Annotated in this window: 17 protein-coding genes; 8 read left to right on the top strand and 9 right to left on the bottom strand. The window is 65.3% G+C overall.

Features of this window, described 5'->3' with window-relative positions:
• Positions 1-337 precede the first annotated feature (337 nt).
• From DIS04_RS02380 to dcd, 4 genes are all read left to right on the top strand, one after another.
• Positions 338-937: a hypothetical protein gene (locus tag DIS04_RS02380; protein WP_111412114.1), complete on the top strand. Its 600-nt coding sequence runs from the start codon at positions 338-340 to the stop codon at positions 935-937.
• 175 nt (positions 938-1,112) lie between these two features.
• On the top strand, positions 1,113-2,216 hold the full coding sequence (locus DIS04_RS02375) for a coiled-coil domain-containing protein (protein WP_111412113.1): 1,104 nt from the start codon (positions 1,113-1,115) through the stop codon (positions 2,214-2,216).
• A gap of 156 nt (positions 2,217-2,372) precedes the next feature.
• Entirely contained in the window at positions 2,373-3,176 is an 804-nt protein-coding gene (gene apbC / locus DIS04_RS02370) for an iron-sulfur cluster carrier protein ApbC (protein ID WP_179951224.1), read from the top strand.
• Positions 3,177-3,280: 104 nt separating this feature from the next.
• On the top strand, positions 3,281-3,847 hold the full coding sequence (gene dcd, locus DIS04_RS02365) for a dCTP deaminase (protein ID WP_111412111.1): 567 nt from the start codon (positions 3,281-3,283) through the stop codon (positions 3,845-3,847).
• 3 nt (positions 3,848-3,850) lie between these two features.
• Here dcd and purN read toward each other — a convergent pair whose 3' ends face one another.
• On the bottom strand, positions 3,851-4,579 hold the full coding sequence (gene purN, locus DIS04_RS02360) for a phosphoribosylglycinamide formyltransferase (protein WP_111412110.1): 729 nt from the start codon (positions 4,577-4,579) through the stop codon (positions 3,851-3,853).
• Positions 4,576-5,652, bottom strand: coding sequence for a phosphoribosylformylglycinamidine cyclo-ligase (gene purM / locus DIS04_RS02355; RefSeq protein WP_111412109.1), 1,077 nt, complete (start codon positions 5,650-5,652; stop codon positions 4,576-4,578). Before purM ends, purN begins: the two co-directional genes overlap by 4 nt.
• A 156-nt stretch (positions 5,653-5,808) precedes the next feature.
• Between purM and DIS04_RS02350 the strand changes: the two genes are divergently transcribed.
• Both DIS04_RS02350 and hda read left to right on the top strand, forming a co-directional pair.
• Positions 5,809-6,885, top strand: a complete 1,077-nt coding sequence (locus DIS04_RS02350; protein ID WP_111412108.1) for an AI-2E family transporter — start codon at positions 5,809-5,811, stop codon at positions 6,883-6,885.
• Entirely contained in the window at positions 6,882-7,583 is a 702-nt protein-coding gene (gene hda, locus DIS04_RS02345) for a DnaA regulatory inactivator Hda (protein ID WP_111412107.1), read from the top strand. The genes DIS04_RS02350 and hda overlap by 4 nt, the downstream gene beginning before the upstream one ends.
• A 6-nt stretch (positions 7,584-7,589) precedes the next feature.
• Here the strand turns inward: hda and DIS04_RS02340 are convergent, their stop codons facing one another.
• From DIS04_RS02340 to DIS04_RS02330, 3 genes are all read right to left on the bottom strand, one after another.
• Positions 7,590-8,141 carry a carboxypeptidase-like regulatory domain-containing protein gene (locus tag DIS04_RS02340; protein WP_111412106.1) on the bottom strand — a complete coding sequence of 184 codons (552 nt, stop codon included), beginning with the start codon at positions 8,139-8,141 and terminating at the stop codon, positions 7,590-7,592.
• A 137-nt stretch (positions 8,142-8,278) separates the two neighbouring features.
• Entirely contained in the window at positions 8,279-8,641 is a 363-nt protein-coding gene (locus DIS04_RS02335) for a phasin family protein (protein ID WP_111412105.1), read from the bottom strand.
• A gap of 111 nt (positions 8,642-8,752) precedes the next feature.
• Complete coding sequence (locus tag DIS04_RS02330; RefSeq protein WP_111412104.1) at positions 8,753-9,754, bottom strand: sensor domain-containing diguanylate cyclase; 1,002 nt, start codon at positions 9,752-9,754, stop codon at positions 8,753-8,755.
• Positions 9,755-9,984: 230 nt separating this feature from the next.
• On the opposite strand from DIS04_RS02330, the gene DIS04_RS02325 reads away from it, so the two are divergent.
• A complete protein-coding gene (locus DIS04_RS02325; RefSeq protein ID WP_111412103.1) occupies positions 9,985-10,734 on the top strand; it encodes a helix-turn-helix domain-containing protein in 750 nt (249 codons plus the stop codon).
• Positions 10,735-10,744: 10 nt separating this feature from the next.
• Here DIS04_RS02325 and DIS04_RS02320 read toward each other — a convergent pair whose 3' ends face one another.
• The gene (locus tag DIS04_RS02320) at positions 10,745-11,230 is read right to left on the bottom strand and encodes a hypothetical protein (RefSeq protein ID WP_245904457.1); all 486 of its coding nucleotides are present in this window, start codon (positions 11,228-11,230) and stop codon (positions 10,745-10,747) included.
• Positions 11,231-11,509: 279 nt separating this feature from the next.
• Here DIS04_RS02320 and DIS04_RS02315 point away from each other — a divergent pair, with 279 nt between their 5' ends.
• Positions 11,510-12,889 carry a class II fumarate hydratase gene (locus DIS04_RS02315; protein ID WP_111412101.1) on the top strand — a complete coding sequence of 460 codons (1,380 nt, stop codon included), beginning with the start codon at positions 11,510-11,512 and terminating at the stop codon, positions 12,887-12,889.
• 9 nt (positions 12,890-12,898) lie between these two features.
• On the opposite strand, the gene DIS04_RS02310 is transcribed toward DIS04_RS02315, so the two are convergent.
• The 3 genes from DIS04_RS02310 to DIS04_RS02300 form a co-directional block, all read right to left on the bottom strand.
• The gene (locus DIS04_RS02310) at positions 12,899-13,969 is read right to left on the bottom strand and encodes an endonuclease/exonuclease/phosphatase family protein (protein WP_111412100.1); all 1,071 of its coding nucleotides are present in this window, start codon (positions 13,967-13,969) and stop codon (positions 12,899-12,901) included.
• A 68-nt stretch (positions 13,970-14,037) separates the two neighbouring features.
• Positions 14,038-15,540 carry a glycerol-3-phosphate dehydrogenase gene (gene glpD / locus DIS04_RS02305; protein WP_111412099.1) on the bottom strand — a complete coding sequence of 501 codons (1,503 nt, stop codon included), beginning with the start codon at positions 15,538-15,540 and terminating at the stop codon, positions 14,038-14,040.
• A gap of 159 nt (positions 15,541-15,699) precedes the next feature.
• The gene (locus DIS04_RS02300) at positions 15,700-16,458 is read right to left on the bottom strand and encodes a DeoR/GlpR family transcriptional regulator (RefSeq protein ID WP_111412098.1); all 759 of its coding nucleotides are present in this window, start codon (positions 16,456-16,458) and stop codon (positions 15,700-15,702) included.
• Positions 16,459-16,543 lie beyond the last annotated feature (85 nt).

Below are 16,543 nucleotides of genomic sequence, written 5' to 3'. Positions count from 1 at the left end.
ATGCCGCTCCACTGGATGCCTGGCTCAGGTCCGCTACACTGGGGCTGACGGTGCCCGGTGGCTGGCGTGCCGTTCCTCCGAATCGAACAGCAAGGAGAGCTGTATGCGCAATATCATCTATATCATCGGCCTGATCGTGGTGGTGCTGTTTATCCTGTCGCTGCTCGGGTTGCGCTAGCCCGGCCGCACACGCCGGCAATCCGTATCGCCTGGCGTGCATGGGCGCACCCTGGCAGGGACGTGGTCGTCGAATGGCGGCGCACTCCTGTCGGGGCCTCGGAACGGCCACTCCACCGGACCTTCGACGGCTGCCTCAGTCAACCCGAACGAGGCGGACATGCGGCATCCTGGCTATCTGCGGTGCTGGTTGGTTACCCTCCTGTGCGCGCTGACGCTGACCGGCTGCGTCGGTCGTGTGCTGCCGCCAGAAGCCGATTCGATCGCCCGCCCCGTCGATGTCTACCTGCTCGATCATGGTCGTCACTCGAGCCTTGTGCTGCCGCGCGAGGAGGGGGGCGTCACTCGCTACAGCTATGGCGAATGGCGCTGGTACGTCGAAGGTCGACGCCATCTGGCGGCCGGCGCTGCCGCCATGCTGTGGCCGACGGCGTCCGGGTTGGGGCGCGCCGAGCATCCCGGGATTACGTCACCGCAACAGTTCCATCGGCTGGCCCCGGAGGGCCTCGTCAAGGCCTATCGGCTTCGCGTCGACGCGTGGCGCGTCCAGGCCCTGCGGCGACGTCTCGACGCGCACTTCGAGGACGCCGCGGTCGAGCCGGTGGCGAGTGAAGAGTTCGGGCTGGCCTTCGTCCCTTATCCGCGGAAATATTCCGCTGTCCACCAGTCGAACCTGGTCGTGGCACGTTGGCTGCGTGCCCTCGACGTCGAAGTCCGAGGGACACCCTGGCTTTCCCGTTGGCGCGTGGCTTCGCCTTGAGCATGGGCCGGCTTCGCGTGACATCGCCGGAGTCGCGAGCGGTAGTGGCGGATGGCTTCCTTTCGCCGGTGGCCATGGCTATGTATGCTGAGGAAGGAGCGGTTGTCAGCATTCCCGAGACACAGCTGTCGCCGGCCGGCGGCGGCAAATACGGACCATCTGGAGGGTCTAGCCAATGTCGGAGACACCCGAAAGCCCACTCTACAAGGACAGGCGCGTCATGGCCCTGGTCGCCGTGGCCGTACTCGCCATCATCTGGGCAATCATGGCTCACAACAGTGCCAGCGGACATCGAGAGCGCAGCCAAGCGCTGGAGGAGCAGCTGGAGACCGTCGAAGGTGAGCATCAGGAGCTGCTTGCGGAGCTCAACGAGCGCAATCAGGCCGGAGAAGATATCGAGACGCAGCAGCAGCGGCTGGCCGAGCTCGAGGAGGAGCGCCAATCGGTAGAGGCTGCCATGGGCGAGGAGCAGCAGGCCGCACGTGGCGAGATCGAGCGAATCGAGGAACAGGCCGCTGAGGCCCGGTCCCGCCTCGAAGCGCTGCAGGAGGAACTGGCGGCGCAGGAGAGCGAGCTGGAGGCGCGCCGCGGCGAGCAGGCCGAGGTGGAGGAGAGCCTCACCGCATTGCGCGAGGACTATGAGAGTGTGGACCAGGCGCGCGCCGATGCCGAAGCGGCACGTCAGGACGCCGAAAACGCGCGCCAGGAGGCGGAAGAGTCACGCCAGGCCGCCGAGGATGAGCGTCAGCAGGCGGAGGAGGCGCGCCAGGAGGCGGAAACCGAGCTCGAGCAGCTTGCCGACAAGCTCAGCCAGTCGCGCGAAGAGGCCGAGAGCGCCGAAGAGCGACTCGCCAAGCTCAACGAGGCGATTGAGGAGCGCCAGCAGAGCCTCGACACGCTGGAGAGCGATATCGAGGCCCTAGAGGAACGGCGTGGCGAGCTCGAGAGCGAGGTGGGCGACATGCGTGAGCAGCGTGACGAAGCCGGTTCCGAGCTCGAGTCGATGCGTGAGGAGCGTGACCGGCTGAGCGAAGAGATCGAATCCGGTCGCAGCGACCTCGACGAGACCGAGGCCCAGTTGGAGCGGCGGCAGCGGCAGCTGCAGCAGCTCGAAGCCGAGCTGGCGCAGTGGCGCGACACCCTGGCCGGCTTCGAACTCGATAGTGAACCGAGCCAGGACCAGGACACGGGCCAGGACCAGGAAGAGCAACAGGAAGAGCAACAGGAAGACCAACAGCAAGACCAACAGGAAAAGCCTGCCGATGCCGAGCGCGGTTGAGCGCCTGGACATCTGACGATGCGGCGGGCCTCGGCTCGCCGCAAATCGTTCCGCGGCGTGTCGTCACGCTCATGCCAGCCAGCGGGATCGGCGCGTATACTGTCGGAACAGACTGAGACGTGCTGCCGTGTGCAACCAAGCAAGGAGTGAGTCGTGATCGAAGGGGTCAAGCATATCGTGGCCGTGGCATCCGGCAAGGGCGGAGTGGGTAAGTCCACCGTCACCGTCAACCTGGCGCTGGCGATGGTGGCCGAAGGCTATCGGGTGGGCATCCTCGATGCCGACATCCATGGCCCGAGTCAGGCCCAGATGCTGGGCGTGCCGGAAGGCGTCAGGCCCCAGCAGGCCGGCGAAAACAGGTTCCGGCCGTTGGAAACGCACGGCGTGCAGGCCATGTCGATGGCCTTCATGGTGGATACGCGGGAGCCCATGGTGTGGCGCGGGCCGATGGTGGCCGGGGCCTTCCAGCAGCTGCTGACCCAGACCGCCTGGCAGGACCTCGACGTGCTGTTCATCGACATGCCGCCGGGTACCGGCGACATCCAGTTGACGCTGGCGCAGAAGGTGCCGGTGGACGGCGCGGTGATCGTGACCACGCCCCAGGACATCGCCCTGCTGGACGCCCGCAAGGGGATCGAGATGTTCCGCAAGGTCAACGTGCCAGTGCTCGGCGTGGTGGAGAACATGAGCCTTCACGTGTGTTCCCGGTGCGGCCATGCCGAACCGATCTTCGGCGAGGGGGGCGGCGAGCGTATCGCCACTGAGTACCAGACCCGCGTGCTGGGCAGGCTGCCGCTGGCGCTGTCGATCCGCGAGCAGGTGGATGGTGGGCGACCGACGGTGGTCGCCGAGCCGGAGGGGGAGGTGACCGCCACCTTCCGCGCCATGGCGCGCGACATCGCGGAGGCGCTCCAGGGGCACGCGCCGGACGAAGGGCCGAGCATTTCGTTCAGCGACTGAGGTCGCGCTGCGCCGGGGTGTTGACCCCGGGTCGTGACGCCTGCTGTCAGGGCCGCTATGATAGCGGCCCTACTTCATGTTCCGGCACAACATCAGGACGTCCCATGAGCATCAAGCCCGACAGTTGGATCCGCCGCATGGCCGAGCGGGAAGGCATGATCGAACCCTTCGAAGCCGACCAGGTACGTTACGTGAACGATCAGCGGGTGATCTCGTTCGGGACTTCCAGCTACGGCTACGATGTGCGCTGTGCCGACGAGTTCAAGGTGTTCACCAACATCCACTCGGCCGTGGTCGATCCCAAGGCCTTCGACGAGAAGAGCTTCGTCGACATCAAGGGCGACGTCTGCATCATCCCGCCCAACTCCTTTGCCCTGGCGCGGACCGTGGAGTACTTTCGCATTCCGCGCAGCGTGCTAACCATCTGTCTGGGCAAGTCGACCTACGCCCGCTGCGGCATCATCGTCAATGTCACACCGCTGGAGCCGGAGTGGGAGGGACACGTGACCCTGGAGTTCTCCAACACCACCAACCTGCCGGCCAAGATCTACGCCAACGAGGGCGTGGCGCAGATGCTGTTCCTGGAGTCGGACGAGGTGTGCGACACCTCCTACAAGGATCGGGGCGGCAAGTACATGGGGCAGAGGGGGGTCACCTTGCCCCGTACTTGATGGCTACTCTTCATCCAATTCTTCGGCGGCGTCGGCGTGGGAGAGGCGTAGCCCTTGGGGCGGCAGCGGAGTGCCATCGAGCACGGCGGTGTCGCCCTCGAGGCGCAGTCGGCCTTCCAGAAACCACTTCACCGCGATGGGGTAGATCAGGTGCTCGCGGGCATGCACCTTCTCCTTGAGGCTGGCCTCGGTCTCACCCTCGCTCACCGCCACCACGGCCTGGATCGCTACCGGTCCGCCGTCGAGCTCCTCGGTGACGAAGTGCACGCTGCAGCCGTGCTCGGCCACACCGTCGGCCAGCGCCTTGGCGTGGGTGTCGAGGCCGCGGTAGGCGGGCAGCAGTGAGGGGTGGATGTTGAGCATGCGGCCGTGGAAGCGCTGCACGAAGCGCGAGCTGAGGATGCGCATGAAGCCGGCGAGCACCACCAGGTCGGGTTCGTGGCGCTCGATCACCTTGATCAGCGCGCCGTCGTAGGCCTCACGGCTGTCGTACTCGCCGTGCGGCAGTACCACGGCATCGATGCCGGCGTCGCGCGCGCGCTGCAGGCCGTAGGCGTCCGCCACGTTGGAGATCACGGCGACGATCTCGCCGCCCAGCCGGTCGTGGGTCTGCTCGTCGATCAGCGCCTGCAGGTTGCTGCCGTTGCCGGAGATCAGCACCACCACGCGGCGTGCGCCGGTCGGCTCGGGCGTCAGGTCGTTGAGGGTATCGCCGGGATAGGTCTCGCTCATGCCTCGAGGTTCTCCAGTTGCACGGCCGACCCGCCTTCGTCGCGGGCGACGATTTCGCCGATGCGATAGACCGTCTCGCCCTGGGCCTGCAGGTGGGCGCGGGCCTGGTCGGCCTGGTCGGCGGGCACCACGATGACCATGCCGATGCCGCAGTTGAGCACGCGGTACATTTCTTCCTCCGCCACGTTGCCCTGTTCCTGCAGCCAGTCGAACAGCGCCGGACGGCTCCAGCTCTTGACGTCGATACGAGCGCCCAGCGTCTCCGGCAGCACGCGCGGCACGTTCTCCAGCAGGCCGCCGCCGGTGATGTGCGACAGGGCGTGCACCGTGACGCCGCTCTCCTTGATCAGCGAGAGCAGCGGCTTGACGTAGATGCGCGTCGGCGCGAGCAGGGCATCGCCCAGCGACTGACCGTCGACGGCGGTATCCAGCGATGCGCCGCTGACCTCGAGGATCTTGCGAATCAGCGAATAGCCATTGGAGTGTGCGCCGCTGGAGGCCATGCCCAGCAGCACGTCGCCCTCGCCGACCTTGCTGCCGTCGAGAATCTCGGATTTCTCCACCACGCCGACGCAGAAGCCGGCCAGATCGTAGTCGCTGCCCTCGTACATGCCCGGCATCTCGGCGGTCTCGCCGCCGACCAGCGCACAGCCGGCGCGCTCGCAGCCTTCGCCGATGCCGGCGACGACGTCGGCGGCGATGTCCACCTCGAGCCTGCCCGTGGCATAGTAGTCGAGGAAGAACAGCGGTTCGGCGCCGGCCACCACCAGGTCGTTGACGCACATGGCGACCAGGTCGATGCCGATGGTGTCGTGGCGACCCAGGTCCATGGCCAGGCGCAGCTTGGTACCCACGCCGTCGGTCCCGGAGACCAGTACCGGTTCGCGATAGCCGGAGGGCAGCTGGCACAGGGCGCCGAAGCCTCCCAGCCCACCCATCACCTCGGGGCGCATGGTGCGCTTCGCGACGCCCTTGATGCGATCGACCAGGGCATTGCCGGCATCGATGTCCACGCCGGCATCCTTGTAGCTCAGCGAAGCCTTGGCGTTGTCGTGAGAGGTGGAGTCGGTCATGGCCTGTCCTGTAGGAAGAATCGCGGTTGATGGTCCGTTGGCTGCACCAGGCGAAGCGTTGCCTGATGGCCAAAGCAGTGGGCAAGATCGGGCCGGAATTGTAGCATCACGAAACACGGCTCGCATCGCCGTGAACGACTAACGCAGGGAGGTGTGATGCGCAGAGAATGGTGGATTCTGCTCGGCGTAGTAGCGCTGGTCTGGCTGCTGTTCCAGCTGGAAACGATGCTCATGCCGTTCATCGCCGGCATGATCCTGGCCTACCTGAGCGATCCCCTGGCCGATCGTCTCGAGCGCCTGGGCCTGTCGCGCATGCTGGCGGTGTGTGCGGTATTTCTCATCATGTCGATCCTGCTGGCGGTCGCCCTGCTGATCCTGATTCCGCTGATCATGCAGCAGATCCGCCAGTTCAACCAGATGATCCCGGGAATCTTCGCCTGGGTACAGACCGTGCTGGCCCCGCAGCTGCAGGACTGGGTCGGGCTCGACGTGACCGCCGATCTCGATGCCATCCAGCAGACGCTGGCGGAGAACTGGCAGAATGCCGGAGAGTACGCCGCCCAGCTGCTGGGCCAGGTGGGTCGCTCGGGCATGGCCTTCCTCTCCTGGGTCACCTACGTGGCGCTGATCCCGGTGGTGACCTTCTACCTGTTGCTCGACTGGGACAGGATGATTGCCAACCTGCATGACATGCTCCCGCGTCGCTGGGAGCCCGACGTGGTGCGCCTGAGCCGCCGCTGCGACGAGGTGCTCTCGGCTTTCCTGCGTGGGCAGCTGCTGGTCATGCTGTCGCTGGGCGTCATCTATGCGCTCGGCCTGACGCTCGTCGGTGTACGCTTCGGCCTGTTGATCGGCATGATCGCGGGGCTGGCCAGCATCGTGCCGTTCCTGGGGTTCATCCTCGGCATCAGCGTGGCGCTGCTGGTGGCGTTCTTCCAGTTCGGTACCTGGCTCGCCCTGGTCGGGGTGGTGGTGGTCTTCTCCATCGGCCAGGTCCTGGAGAGCACGCTGCTGCAGCCCAAGCTGCTGGGGGATCGCATCGGCCTGCATCCGGTGGCGGTCATCTTCGCCGTGCTGGCGGGAGGCAACCTGTTCGGCTTCACCGGGGTACTGCTGGCGCTGCCGGTGGCCGCGGTGATCATGGTACTCTTGCGTGAGCTCCACGAGCGTTACAAGCGAAGCACCCTGTACGATGTCGACAGACCGGAGCATCGCAACGAGGATTCACCATGAGCCGAGTGCCTGCGCAGCTGCCATTGGGGGTGGGGCTGCGCGACGATGCGACCTTCGACAGCTTCCTGCCGGCAGCCAATGCCAGCCTGGTGGAGCACCTCTCGCGGCAGCTCGATGATGGCGGTGAGCCGTTCCTCTACGTGTGGGGAGCGTCCGGCAGCGGCCGCAGCCACTTGCTCCAGGCGGCCTGCCATGCGGCCTCGGATCGTGACCTGCGCGCCCTCTACCTGCCGCTTCAGGACCTCGGCCACTTTCCCCCCTTGATGCTCGAGGATGCCGAGCGCCTCGACCTGGTGGCCATCGACGACGTGGATAGCGTCATCGGCCGGCGGCGCTGGGAAGAGGGGCTGTTCCATGCCTTCAATCGCCTGCGCGATGCCGGCAAGCGGCTGGTGGTGTCGGCCGCCGTGGCGCCCCGGCAGCTGCCGGTGAAGCTCCCCGACCTGGCCTCGCGGCTTACCTGGGGGGTGACCTTTCATCTCCAGCGGCTGGACGACGGCGAACGGCTGCAGGCTCTGCAGCTGCGTGCCCGCGTGCGGGGCATGCAGCTGCCGGACGAGGTGGCGCGCTATATTCTGCATCGTGGCCCCAGGCGCCTGGACGAGCTGTTCGAGGCGCTGTCTCTCCTCGATCGTGCTTCGCTTTCCGCCCAGCGCAAGCTGACCATTCCTTTCGTCAAGCAGGCACTGGGCTGGTAGCACTCGTCAGCGGCTCAGGTTGACCTCGAGGCGCTGACCGTCACGTAGCGACACCTGGCGCAGCATGACCTGGCGCCGTCCGTTGGCGGGGTTGACCGCGCTACCCGAGACGTAGAACTCGCCGGCGGGAAGGCCTTGCAGGGTAAAGTTGCCGTTGCCGTCGGTGCGGGTCGTGTGGGTGTACTCGCGCGCCCTAGGGTCGGCCGGCTCGACCGCTCGCCCGGCCAGCGCATGTTCCGCGGCTTCGGCCGAATAGGTGGTCACGGGGGCGACGGAAACGGTCTCGCCGGCACCCGGGCTGCCGTTGAGGCTGAGCCGGCCGGAGATGGAGGCGGTACCTGATTTCGGCAGTGCGGCGTACTCGTCGGCGGGGAAGGCCACCTGGCGTGCAACGCGGGAAGGTGCCGTGGGGCGTTGCTCGTCGCGACGCTCGGCATCGGGACGCTGGGGCTCGCCGATCTCGATGATTTCGACACGCTCGGGGGGCGGGCCCGGCTCCATCATCTGGCAACCGGCAAGAATCAGGCCCACCAGGGCCAGGGGAATCCAGGCTTTCATTCGTTCGCTTCCTCCCTGCCATGCCCATGGGTATCGAGCATATACGATGAGGGGAGGCGGGGGACAGCTCCACAGACGAGTGAAAGGCCCATCGAAGCGGGTTCGATGAGCCTTCGGGTCGTGAGCCTACGGCAATATCACGACTTCGCGGATGCGGCCTGCTGTGTCTGCTTGAGGCTGCTCTCGGCGAGTTTCTGGCTCTGCTGCAGGAAATCCTGGTTCAGGGAGACGACCTTCTCGGCATCGCCCTTGAAGCGCTCGGCCATGTTCTTGGCGAACTGCTGCTGACCTTCGATATAGCTGCGCAGGCCATCGGCATCGCGCACGTCAAGCAGTTCGCGGGCCTGGGCCAGGCCGGTATCGGTGTAGGCCTTGGCGGTGTCCAGTTGAGCGGCGAGCAGCTTCTCGGTGTAGTCGATGCTCAGGGCGGCATAGGCGCGGGCCGGGCCGATAAGCATGGCTTCGAACGGCTTGGTATCGAAGCTGAATGTCTTCATCATTTCCTGTGAACCTCCGGGTTCGCGATGGATAACGAACGAGTATTCGTCCTGCTGCACTGCAGCATAACAGGATTGCTTGTGCATCGCAATATACGCTTCGGCAATCCTCTTTCAGCCGGCGCACTCGATGCGATTGCGGCCGTTGCGCTTGGCCTGCAACAGCATGGTGTCGGCGCGATGAATCAGGTCGACGACGAATTGATCGTCCGGTTCCAGGCTGGCAATACCGACGCTGATCGTGAACCGAGTCGACTGGGACAGCGTGCGGCACAGGCGCTCGGCGATCTCCCGCGCGCCGTCGGCCGTGGTTTCCGGCATCAGGATCAGGAACTCGTCGCCGCCGTAGCGACCGACGAGGTCACACTCCCTGACCGTGGCCAGTATCGTGCGGGCGACGCTGCGCAGGGCCTCGTCGCCGACGAGGTGCCCCTCGAGGTCGTTGATTCCCTTGAAATGATCGATGTCGAGCATCATCAGACAGAGCGATTGGTCATAGCGAGAGACGCGGCGAAGCTCGAGTTCGGCGAGTTCCATCAGGTAGCGTCGATTGTAGAGGTCGGTGAGGTAGTCGTGCGTTGCCAGGTGGGTCAACTGCTCGTTGGCAGCGACGAGTTCGGCCGTTCGCTCGTGTACCCGCCGTTCGAACTCCTTGCTCTCGGGGCTGGCGCCGAGAGGCTGCTCGGGCAGCAACGACATGTCGCGGGACACGCCGAACAGGTGGGTGACGGCCCCTTCCTGGTTGGTGATCGGCACCAGCAGAGTCTGCCAGTGCCCTTGCTGACGAATCCCGTTGCGGTCGATGTAGCCCCCTTTCTCTTCGTAGCGGATCGGGCTGCCGCACTCGACGCAGCGGCTCAGGTTGGCGATCACCCCGTGGCACATGGGGTGAGGCAGTAACTGTTCGATGCGCTTGCCGACGAAGGAGGACTCATCCCCCAGCATGGCGCGACGGGTCGGGTTCATCGCTTCGATCACGAACTCGGCGGGGCCCTCGACGCGAACGATGAACATGTGCTCGGGGCAGTAATCCCAGAGGCTGCGCACCAGTAGCATGCCTGCGTTGGCGTTGAGCCGGCTGAGAATGTCAGACGTCATCCAGGATGTCTTGTACATGACTTAGTTCCCTCGAGGCGCGTTCCTCTTTGTCCCAGAGGTAACGCTGTGCCTGCGGCGTTGCAGCATTAACACTAGGTCGCGGTCACTCTTCGTGCAGCATGGATTTTTTCATCCCATGCCTGAGGCATGTCACAAGCCTGTCCGTCGATGGCATGAGGGAACTCAAACTGCAGAGCGCAGGCGGGCTCCTATACTTATTCCTGTGTCCAAAGGACGAGGGCTGCCGCATGTCGAACCAGGGCAACAAGGTTCATGATTCATTGGCATCTCAGTGCCTATCCTGCTACTTGAAGGCGCTTTGCCTGCCTCCTGACCTGACGCCCGAGCAATTTGACAGCATCATTCCGATTCTCGACGCCCCGATCAGGCTTGATAAGCGCGATCACCTGGTACAGCAAGGGGTCGCCTTTCGATACCTGTTTGCAGTGCGAACCGGCAGCCTCAAGCAGGTCACCGCCGATACCAATAGCGACACTCTCCTGACCGCAGTCTACCTCCCGGGAGACCTCATCGGTTTCGATGCCATCGGTCCCGGGCACTATCCCGGCTCGATCGTTGCCCTGGAACTGTCGTCGGTGTGCCGCTTGCCCTTTGAGCGCCTGGATGAGCTGGGCACGCGAATGCCGATCCTGCGCCGGCATCTGCAACGCAACATCAGCCGCACGATGCAGGAAGAGCGGCTGCGGCTTCATCAACTGTTGTCACGCACAGCGGAAGCCCGCCTGGCCTATTTTCTGATGTCCTTATCGGAATGCTTCCGTCGGCGCGGCTACTCCTCGCGGCATTTTCGCCTTGCCATGTCGCGCAGCGACATCGGCAGCTATCTGGGGCTGACCCACGAAACGGTGGGCAGGACCCTGGCTACCTTCCAGGCCCAGCAGCTGCTTGATGTGAAAGCGCGTGATTATCACTTGCTCGACATGGCCGGCCTGGAACGCTTGGCCTCTTCCACCGGCAGGCGGCAGAAGAGGGCATGAACCGCGCAGCCTAGGCATGGCGCAAGACAGCCGGAGCCGTCTGGTGCTCTCGAAACTCGAGCAGCACGTGGCACTCGGCCTCCTTTTCCCTGACGAAGTCGACAAACGTCCGGTGGAGTTCCGGCGTGGCATTGGTCTCCAGCAGCCAGGCAAAGAAGCGCTTCGTCTCCACCGCTATGTGTATGGCCTGGTCGAGCAGTTGAACGGCCATGCCATCCTCCTCGACAAAGAAGTGCCGGGGCGCCGATGCGAAGCTAGCAGTGATCGCGGCGGGGCTGGTGACGCAGGCCTCCAGCTCCAGCCTGCTGGCGACCCCGCGCAAGGTGTCGAGTCGCTTCTCGCACTGCAAGCCCAGGCAGGACATCAGTCGGCTGACCTGGGGGGCCCTGGGCAGGAAGCTGAGAGACAGCCGACGATAGCGCTGGAGTTCCGCCACTTCATGGGTACTGGCGAGGGTCAACTGCTCCTGGGGAAGCAGCAGCAGGGAAGCTTGCATGTCCAACATGTCATCTGGCTCCACGAGATCTTTCGCTGTTTACGAGTCGTTGTTTTGTGCCTTCCATTTGGCTGGCGAAGTCATCTTAGGGAGGAGGGGGAAGGCGAAACAACGATAACTGTCATAAAAGCGAGCGATACTGCAGCGATCAAAAGCGTTCTCGAGACTGTCAGTTCGCCAGGGCCGGACGGCCACTCGCCGCGCCCGTCTTCCCACGCCTTGCATGCGGCTGCTCGTGGACCCATGGTGAAGGAAGGATTCGACCAGCGAGGGAGTGACATGAGCGAGCATCGTATCGAGCGCGACAGCATGGGCGAGCTGCGGGTGCCGGCAGCAGCGCTCTATGGCGCCCAGACCCAGCGCGCGGTGGAAAACTTTCCCGTCTCTGGCCAGGCGCTGCCGGTGGCGTTCATCCATGCCATCGCCCGCATCAAGCTGGCCGCGGCCAGGGTGAACCGGGAACTGGGGCTGCTCGACGGCGAGCGGGCCGAGGCCATCGTGGCGGCGGCCCAGGCGGTCGTCGACGGCCGCCACGACGATCAGTTTCCGGTGGATGTGTTCCAGACCGGTTCGGGCACCTCCAGCAACATGAACGTCAACGAGGTCATCGCCCATCTCGCCAGACGCGATGGCCTTGAGATTGGCCCCAACGACCACGTCAACATGGGCCAGTCGAGCAACGACGTGATTCCCACCGCCATCCACCTCTCCGCGGCGCTGGAGGTGGCCTCGCGGCTGCGCCCCGCGCTGGTGCAGCTGCGCGCGACCATCGACGACCGGGCCCGGGAACTGGATGGCGTGGTCAAGACAGGACGCACCCACCTGATGGATGCCATGCCGCTGCGCCTGGGTCAGGAGCTGGGCGGCTGGTCGAGCCAGGTCGGCCAGGCGATCGAGCGGATCGACAGCGCCATGCTGCGGCTGTCGCGCCTGGCCCAGGGAGGCACGGCGGTGGGTACCGGCATCAATGCGCATCCGGAGTTCGCCGAACGCATGGCACGCGAGCTCAGCGCACAGACCGGCCTGTCGCTGAGCCCCAACGATAGCTTCTTTGCCAGCCTGGGCTCCCAGGATGCCGCCGTGGAGCTTTCCGGACAGCTCAGGGGCCTGGCCTGCGTGGTCATGAAGATCGCCAACGACCTGCGCTGGATGAACTCCGGCCCCCTGGCGGGGCTCGGCGAGATCGAGCTCGAGGCGCTGCAACCCGGCAGCTCGATCATGCCGGGCAAGGTCAATCCGGTTATTCCCGAATCCGCCGCCCAGGCCGCCGCCCAGGTGATCGGCCTGGATACCGCCGTGACGGTGGCGGGGCAGAGCGGCAACTTCCAGCTCAACGTGATGATGCCCTTGATCGCCAACAACCTGCTGACCTCGATCGGCTTGATGAGCAACACGGCGCGGCTGCTCGGCGAACGCGCCATCGCGACCTTCCGCGTGCGCGAGGATCGGCTGGCCGAGCCGCTGGCGCGCAATCCCATCCTGGTGACGGCGCTGAACGGGGTGATCGGCTACGATGCCGCCGCGGCCATTGCCAAGCAGGCTTACCAGGCGGGGCGGCCGATTATCGAGGTGGCGGCGGAGCAGACCGACCTGAGCCGCGAGGAGCTCGAGCGCCTGCTCGATCCGGCCCGGCTGACCCAGGGCGGCATTCCGGAATGAGGGGCTCCATCATGTCTCCTGTTCGCGCGACAGGGCCTCGCGGATCGTCTGGCGCGCCCATTCGCGTTCGTCGCCATCGGCGTCGGGGTTGTCGTGTTCGCCACTTCGGTCAGGGCGAAAGCAGAGCGTGGCCAGGATGGGGAAGTGATCCGAACCAAAGGCCGGCAGTACCTTGAGCGACTTGAGGGTGAAGTGCTCGCTGGTGAAGACATGGTCGAGGGGCCAGCGCAGCAGGGGGTAGCGGGCGTGGAAGGTGCTGTACCTCCCTCGCCCTCGGCGGGGGTCGAGCATGCCGCTGATGCGGCAGAACAGGCGGGTGGTGCGCGACCAGGCCACGTCGTTGAGGTCGCCGGCAACGATGGTGGGAACGGGATGGCGATGGATCTTGCGCCCGACCAGGAGCAGCTCGGCATCGCGCCACAGGGATTCCTCGCTCTCGTTGGGCGCCGGTGGGCGGGGATGCAGTGCATGAAAGATCAGCCTGTCGCCGCTTTCGAGCGTCACCTGGGTATGAATCGAGGGGATATCGTCCTGGATCAGCCACTCCACGCGGGGGGAGTCCAGCGGCAGGCGTGAATAGAGGTGCATGCCGTAGAGATTGTCCAGCGGGACCTTGACGGCATGGGGCCAGTGCGGCTCGAGGGACTCGTCTAGCCGCTCCTGCCACCAGGCGTCGGATTCCAGCGTGAGGATGAGGTCCGGGTCGTGCTGGCGAACGATCTCGACGAAACGCGCGGCCTGGCGGTTGGGAGTCAGCACATTGGCGATCAGCAGCGTGATGCAGCGTTTTGCCTGGCCCGGTTCGGCGGCCTGGACCTGGACCGGCCACAGGCGGGTCCAGGGCAGGATGAAGCGGGCCTGGAGGGCGACCACGAGCAGGCTCGATGCGAGCAGGCTCCAGCGCCACGGCGGCTCCAGCGGCAGCGATAGCAGCGCCGTGATCACCGCCAGGAAGGCGAGCTGCATGCGCGGGAATTCGCAGGCCCGTATCCACCACCAGCGAAGGGGCAGCTTGGCGACGACGGTGGCCGCGAGCAGCAGCGCCACCACCGCGGCGAGCGCGGCTGTAGGAAGGGTCATAGGCTCCTGCCCGGGTGAAGTGAGACGAGGGAAGCGCTTCCTCCTTCAGAGCCTAAGCGATGGGGGCCTCATGCGGCCAGCCCGTGGCGGTGCTTTTCGATGTGACGCTTCAGTACGTCCACCTGCCTCGGCGTGAGGCGCAGGCCCAGTTTCGTCCGTCGCCACAGGATGTCCTCGACGTTGAGCGCCCACTCATGATCGACGAGGTAGTCGGCTTCGGCGGCGGTCAAGCCGGCGCCGAAGTGCTCGCCCAGCTCCTCCTCGCTCCTGGCGCCCTGGAGAAAGCGCAGGCAGAGGCTGCCGTAGCTGCGCGCGAAGCGCCGTGCACGCGTCTCGCCGAGCCAGGGATAATCATGAAGCAGCTGGGCCATGAAGTCCGCCTGGCTGTCGATGTCGCCCCCCGGCAGCGTGGCTGTTGCGGTCCAGCTCGCTCCCATGCCGGGCAGGGCGGGGGCCAGCAGCTTCAGGGCGGCCTCCGCCAGCTTGCGGTAGGTGGTGATCTTGCCGCCGAAGACCGAGAGCAGCGGGGCGCCATTGTCGTCCAGGGCCAGGGTGTAGTCGCGGGTCATGGCCGAGGGGTCGGCCGACTCGTCGTCGCAGAGCGGGCGCACGCCCGAAAAGCTGGAAATCACGTCGCGTCGGTCGAGCTGGCGACGGAAGTGCTCGTTGACCACGCCGAGCAGGTAGTCGGTCTCCTGCTCGCTGATGGCGGCCTGGGCCGGATCGCCATGAAAGCGCTGATCGGTGGTGCCGACCAGGCTGAAGTCGTCCTCGTAGGGCAGCACGAAGACGATGCGCCGGTCGCTGTTCTGCAGGATGTAGGCGCGGTCGTCGGTGTTGAGGCGAGGCACGACGATGTGGCTTCCCTGGATCATGCGGATACAGTAGCGCGAGGGGCGCGCCGCCTGTTCACGCACCACTCGCTCGACCCAGGGGCCGGCGGCGTTGACCAGTGTTCGCGCATGGCGCTCGAAACGCTCCCCGCTGTGCATGTCTTCCAGCTCGATGCGCCAGATCCCGTTCTCCTCCCGAGCCCCCGTGCAGCGCGTGCGCACCAGGATTTCGGCACCGCCTTCCCGCGCCTGGAGGGCGTTGAGCACCACGAGCCGGGCATCATCTACCCAGCAATCCGAATATTCGAAACCGCGCATTATTTCCGGTTTCAGCGGGGAATCGGTGTGGAAGCGAATGCCGCGGGAGCCAGGCAGCCGCTTGCGCCTTCCCAGGTGATCGTAGAGGAACAGCCCGGCACGGATCATCCACGCCGGGCGCAGGTGGGAGCGGTGGGGCAGAATGAAGCGCAGCGGCCAGATGATATGGGGAGCCTTGTGCAGCAGGACCTCACGCTCGCGCAGGGCCTCTCCGACCAGACGGAACTCGTGATGTTCGAGATAGCGCAGGCCACCGTGAATCAGCTTGCTGCTGGCCGAGGAGGTGGCGCCGGCCAGGTCGCCCTGTTCGCACAGGGCGACCGCCAGCCCGCGGCCGGCCGCGTCGTTGGCGATGCCGGTACCGTTGATGCCGCCGCCGATGATGAACATGTCGAGTGGCTTGCGAGGCGTCTGCGTCATGGGAGGGAGGGCTCCGAGCTTGGGCCCGCGGGAGCGGTGCCGTTTCCACAGTCTATGTTTGAAAGCGAACATAGAACAATCGAAAGCGAACATCAAGGGGGCAGGCAACGCTGTGCCGACACCTGGATGCCGGCGAGGCGTCTGCTGGGCGGGCCGGGGTCAGGCGATATGCAGGGCGACGTCGTTGACCTGCATGAGGTGGACGATGCGCTCGGGGGGCTGGCGGTCGGTGAAGAGGGCGTCCAGCTGGGCAATGTTGCCTTGGCGCACCACGGGGTTGCGATGAAACTTCGAATGGTCGGCGGTCAGGTAGACCTGGCGGGAGTTGAGGATGATGGCCTGGGCGACGCGTGCCTCCTGATAGTCGAACTCCAGCAGCGAACCGTCTTCGTCGATGCCGCTGATGCCGATGATGCCGAAGTCCACCTTGAACTGATTGATGAAGTCGATCGTCGCCTCGCCGATGATGCCGCCGTCCCGCGAGCGCACCTGGCCACCGGCGATGATCACGTTGAAGTCCTCCTTGTGCTGGAGGATGGCCGCCACGTTGAGATTGTTGGTAATCACCTCGAGCCCCTGGTGATCGAGCAGGGCTTCCGCTACCACTTCGTTGCTGGTGCCGATGTTGATGAACAGCGAGGCGTGGTCGGGAATGTGCCGCGCCAGCAGGTCGGCGATGCGCCGCTTGGCGTCGAGATTGAGGTTCTTGCGCGTGCTGTAGGCGGTATTGACGGTGCTCGATTCGAGCCCCGCCCCGCCATGCACGCGGCGAATCATGCCTTCCTCCGCCAGCGCATTGAGGTCGCGACGTATGGTCTGGGGGGTGACGGAGAAGTGCTCGGTAAGCTGCTCGATGCTGGCGTAGCCCTGGCGGCGCACCAGGTCAACGATGGCGTCTTGTCGTTGTTGCTGGTTCATGTCGGCTCCCTTTCGATCACGCGAGTGTAAGCGATTCGGCACGCTGCCGGCAGGCGATCACTGCATTATTCTACGAAAGTCGTAA

Origin of the sequence: Billgrantia lactosivorans, assembly GCF_003254665.1 — a bacterium.
In the GTDB taxonomy this organism is placed as follows: domain Bacteria; phylum Pseudomonadota; class Gammaproteobacteria; order Pseudomonadales; family Halomonadaceae; genus Halomonas; species Halomonas lactosivorans.
This window is presented reverse-complemented; position numbering and strand designations above follow the sequence as displayed.

Coding starts and splice junctions, on each gene's coding strand:
- DIS04_RS02310 (WP_111412100.1), bottom strand. CDS start 13,969: ATGACCCTTCCTACAGCCGCGCTCGCCGCGGTGGTGGCGCTGCTGCTC.
- DIS04_RS02340 (WP_111412106.1), bottom strand. CDS start 8,141: ATGAAAGCCTGGATTCCCCTGGCCCTGGTGGGCCTGATTCTTGCCGGT.
- DIS04_RS02325 (WP_111412103.1), top strand. CDS start 9,985: ATGTCGAACCAGGGCAACAAGGTTCATGATTCATTGGCATCTCAGTGC.
- purN (WP_111412110.1), bottom strand. CDS start 4,579: ATGAGCGAGACCTATCCCGGCGATACCCTCAACGACCTGACGCCCGAG.
- DIS04_RS02330 (WP_111412104.1), bottom strand. CDS start 9,754: ATGTACAAGACATCCTGGATGACGTCTGACATTCTCAGCCGGCTCAAC.
- DIS04_RS02350 (WP_111412108.1), top strand. CDS start 5,809: ATGCGCAGAGAATGGTGGATTCTGCTCGGCGTAGTAGCGCTGGTCTGG.
- purM (WP_111412109.1), bottom strand. CDS start 5,652: ATGACCGACTCCACCTCTCACGACAACGCCAAGGCTTCGCTGAGCTAC.
- DIS04_RS02375 (WP_111412113.1), top strand. CDS start 1,113: ATGTCGGAGACACCCGAAAGCCCACTCTACAAGGACAGGCGCGTCATG.
- DIS04_RS02315 (WP_111412101.1), top strand. CDS start 11,510: ATGAGCGAGCATCGTATCGAGCGCGACAGCATGGGCGAGCTGCGGGTG.
- DIS04_RS02380 (WP_111412114.1), top strand. CDS start 338: ATGCGGCATCCTGGCTATCTGCGGTGCTGGTTGGTTACCCTCCTGTGC.
- dcd (WP_111412111.1), top strand. CDS start 3,281: ATGAGCATCAAGCCCGACAGTTGGATCCGCCGCATGGCCGAGCGGGAA.
- DIS04_RS02320 (WP_245904457.1), bottom strand. CDS start 11,230: ATGCAAGCTTCCCTGCTGCTGCTTCCCCAGGAGCAGTTGACCCTCGCC.
- glpD (WP_111412099.1), bottom strand. CDS start 15,540: ATGACGCAGACGCCTCGCAAGCCACTCGACATGTTCATCATCGGCGGC.
- DIS04_RS02335 (WP_111412105.1), bottom strand. CDS start 8,641: ATGATGAAGACATTCAGCTTCGATACCAAGCCGTTCGAAGCCATGCTT.
- hda (WP_111412107.1), top strand. CDS start 6,882: ATGAGCCGAGTGCCTGCGCAGCTGCCATTGGGGGTGGGGCTGCGCGAC.
- DIS04_RS02300 (WP_111412098.1), bottom strand. CDS start 16,458: ATGAACCAGCAACAACGACAAGACGCCATCGTTGACCTGGTGCGCCGC.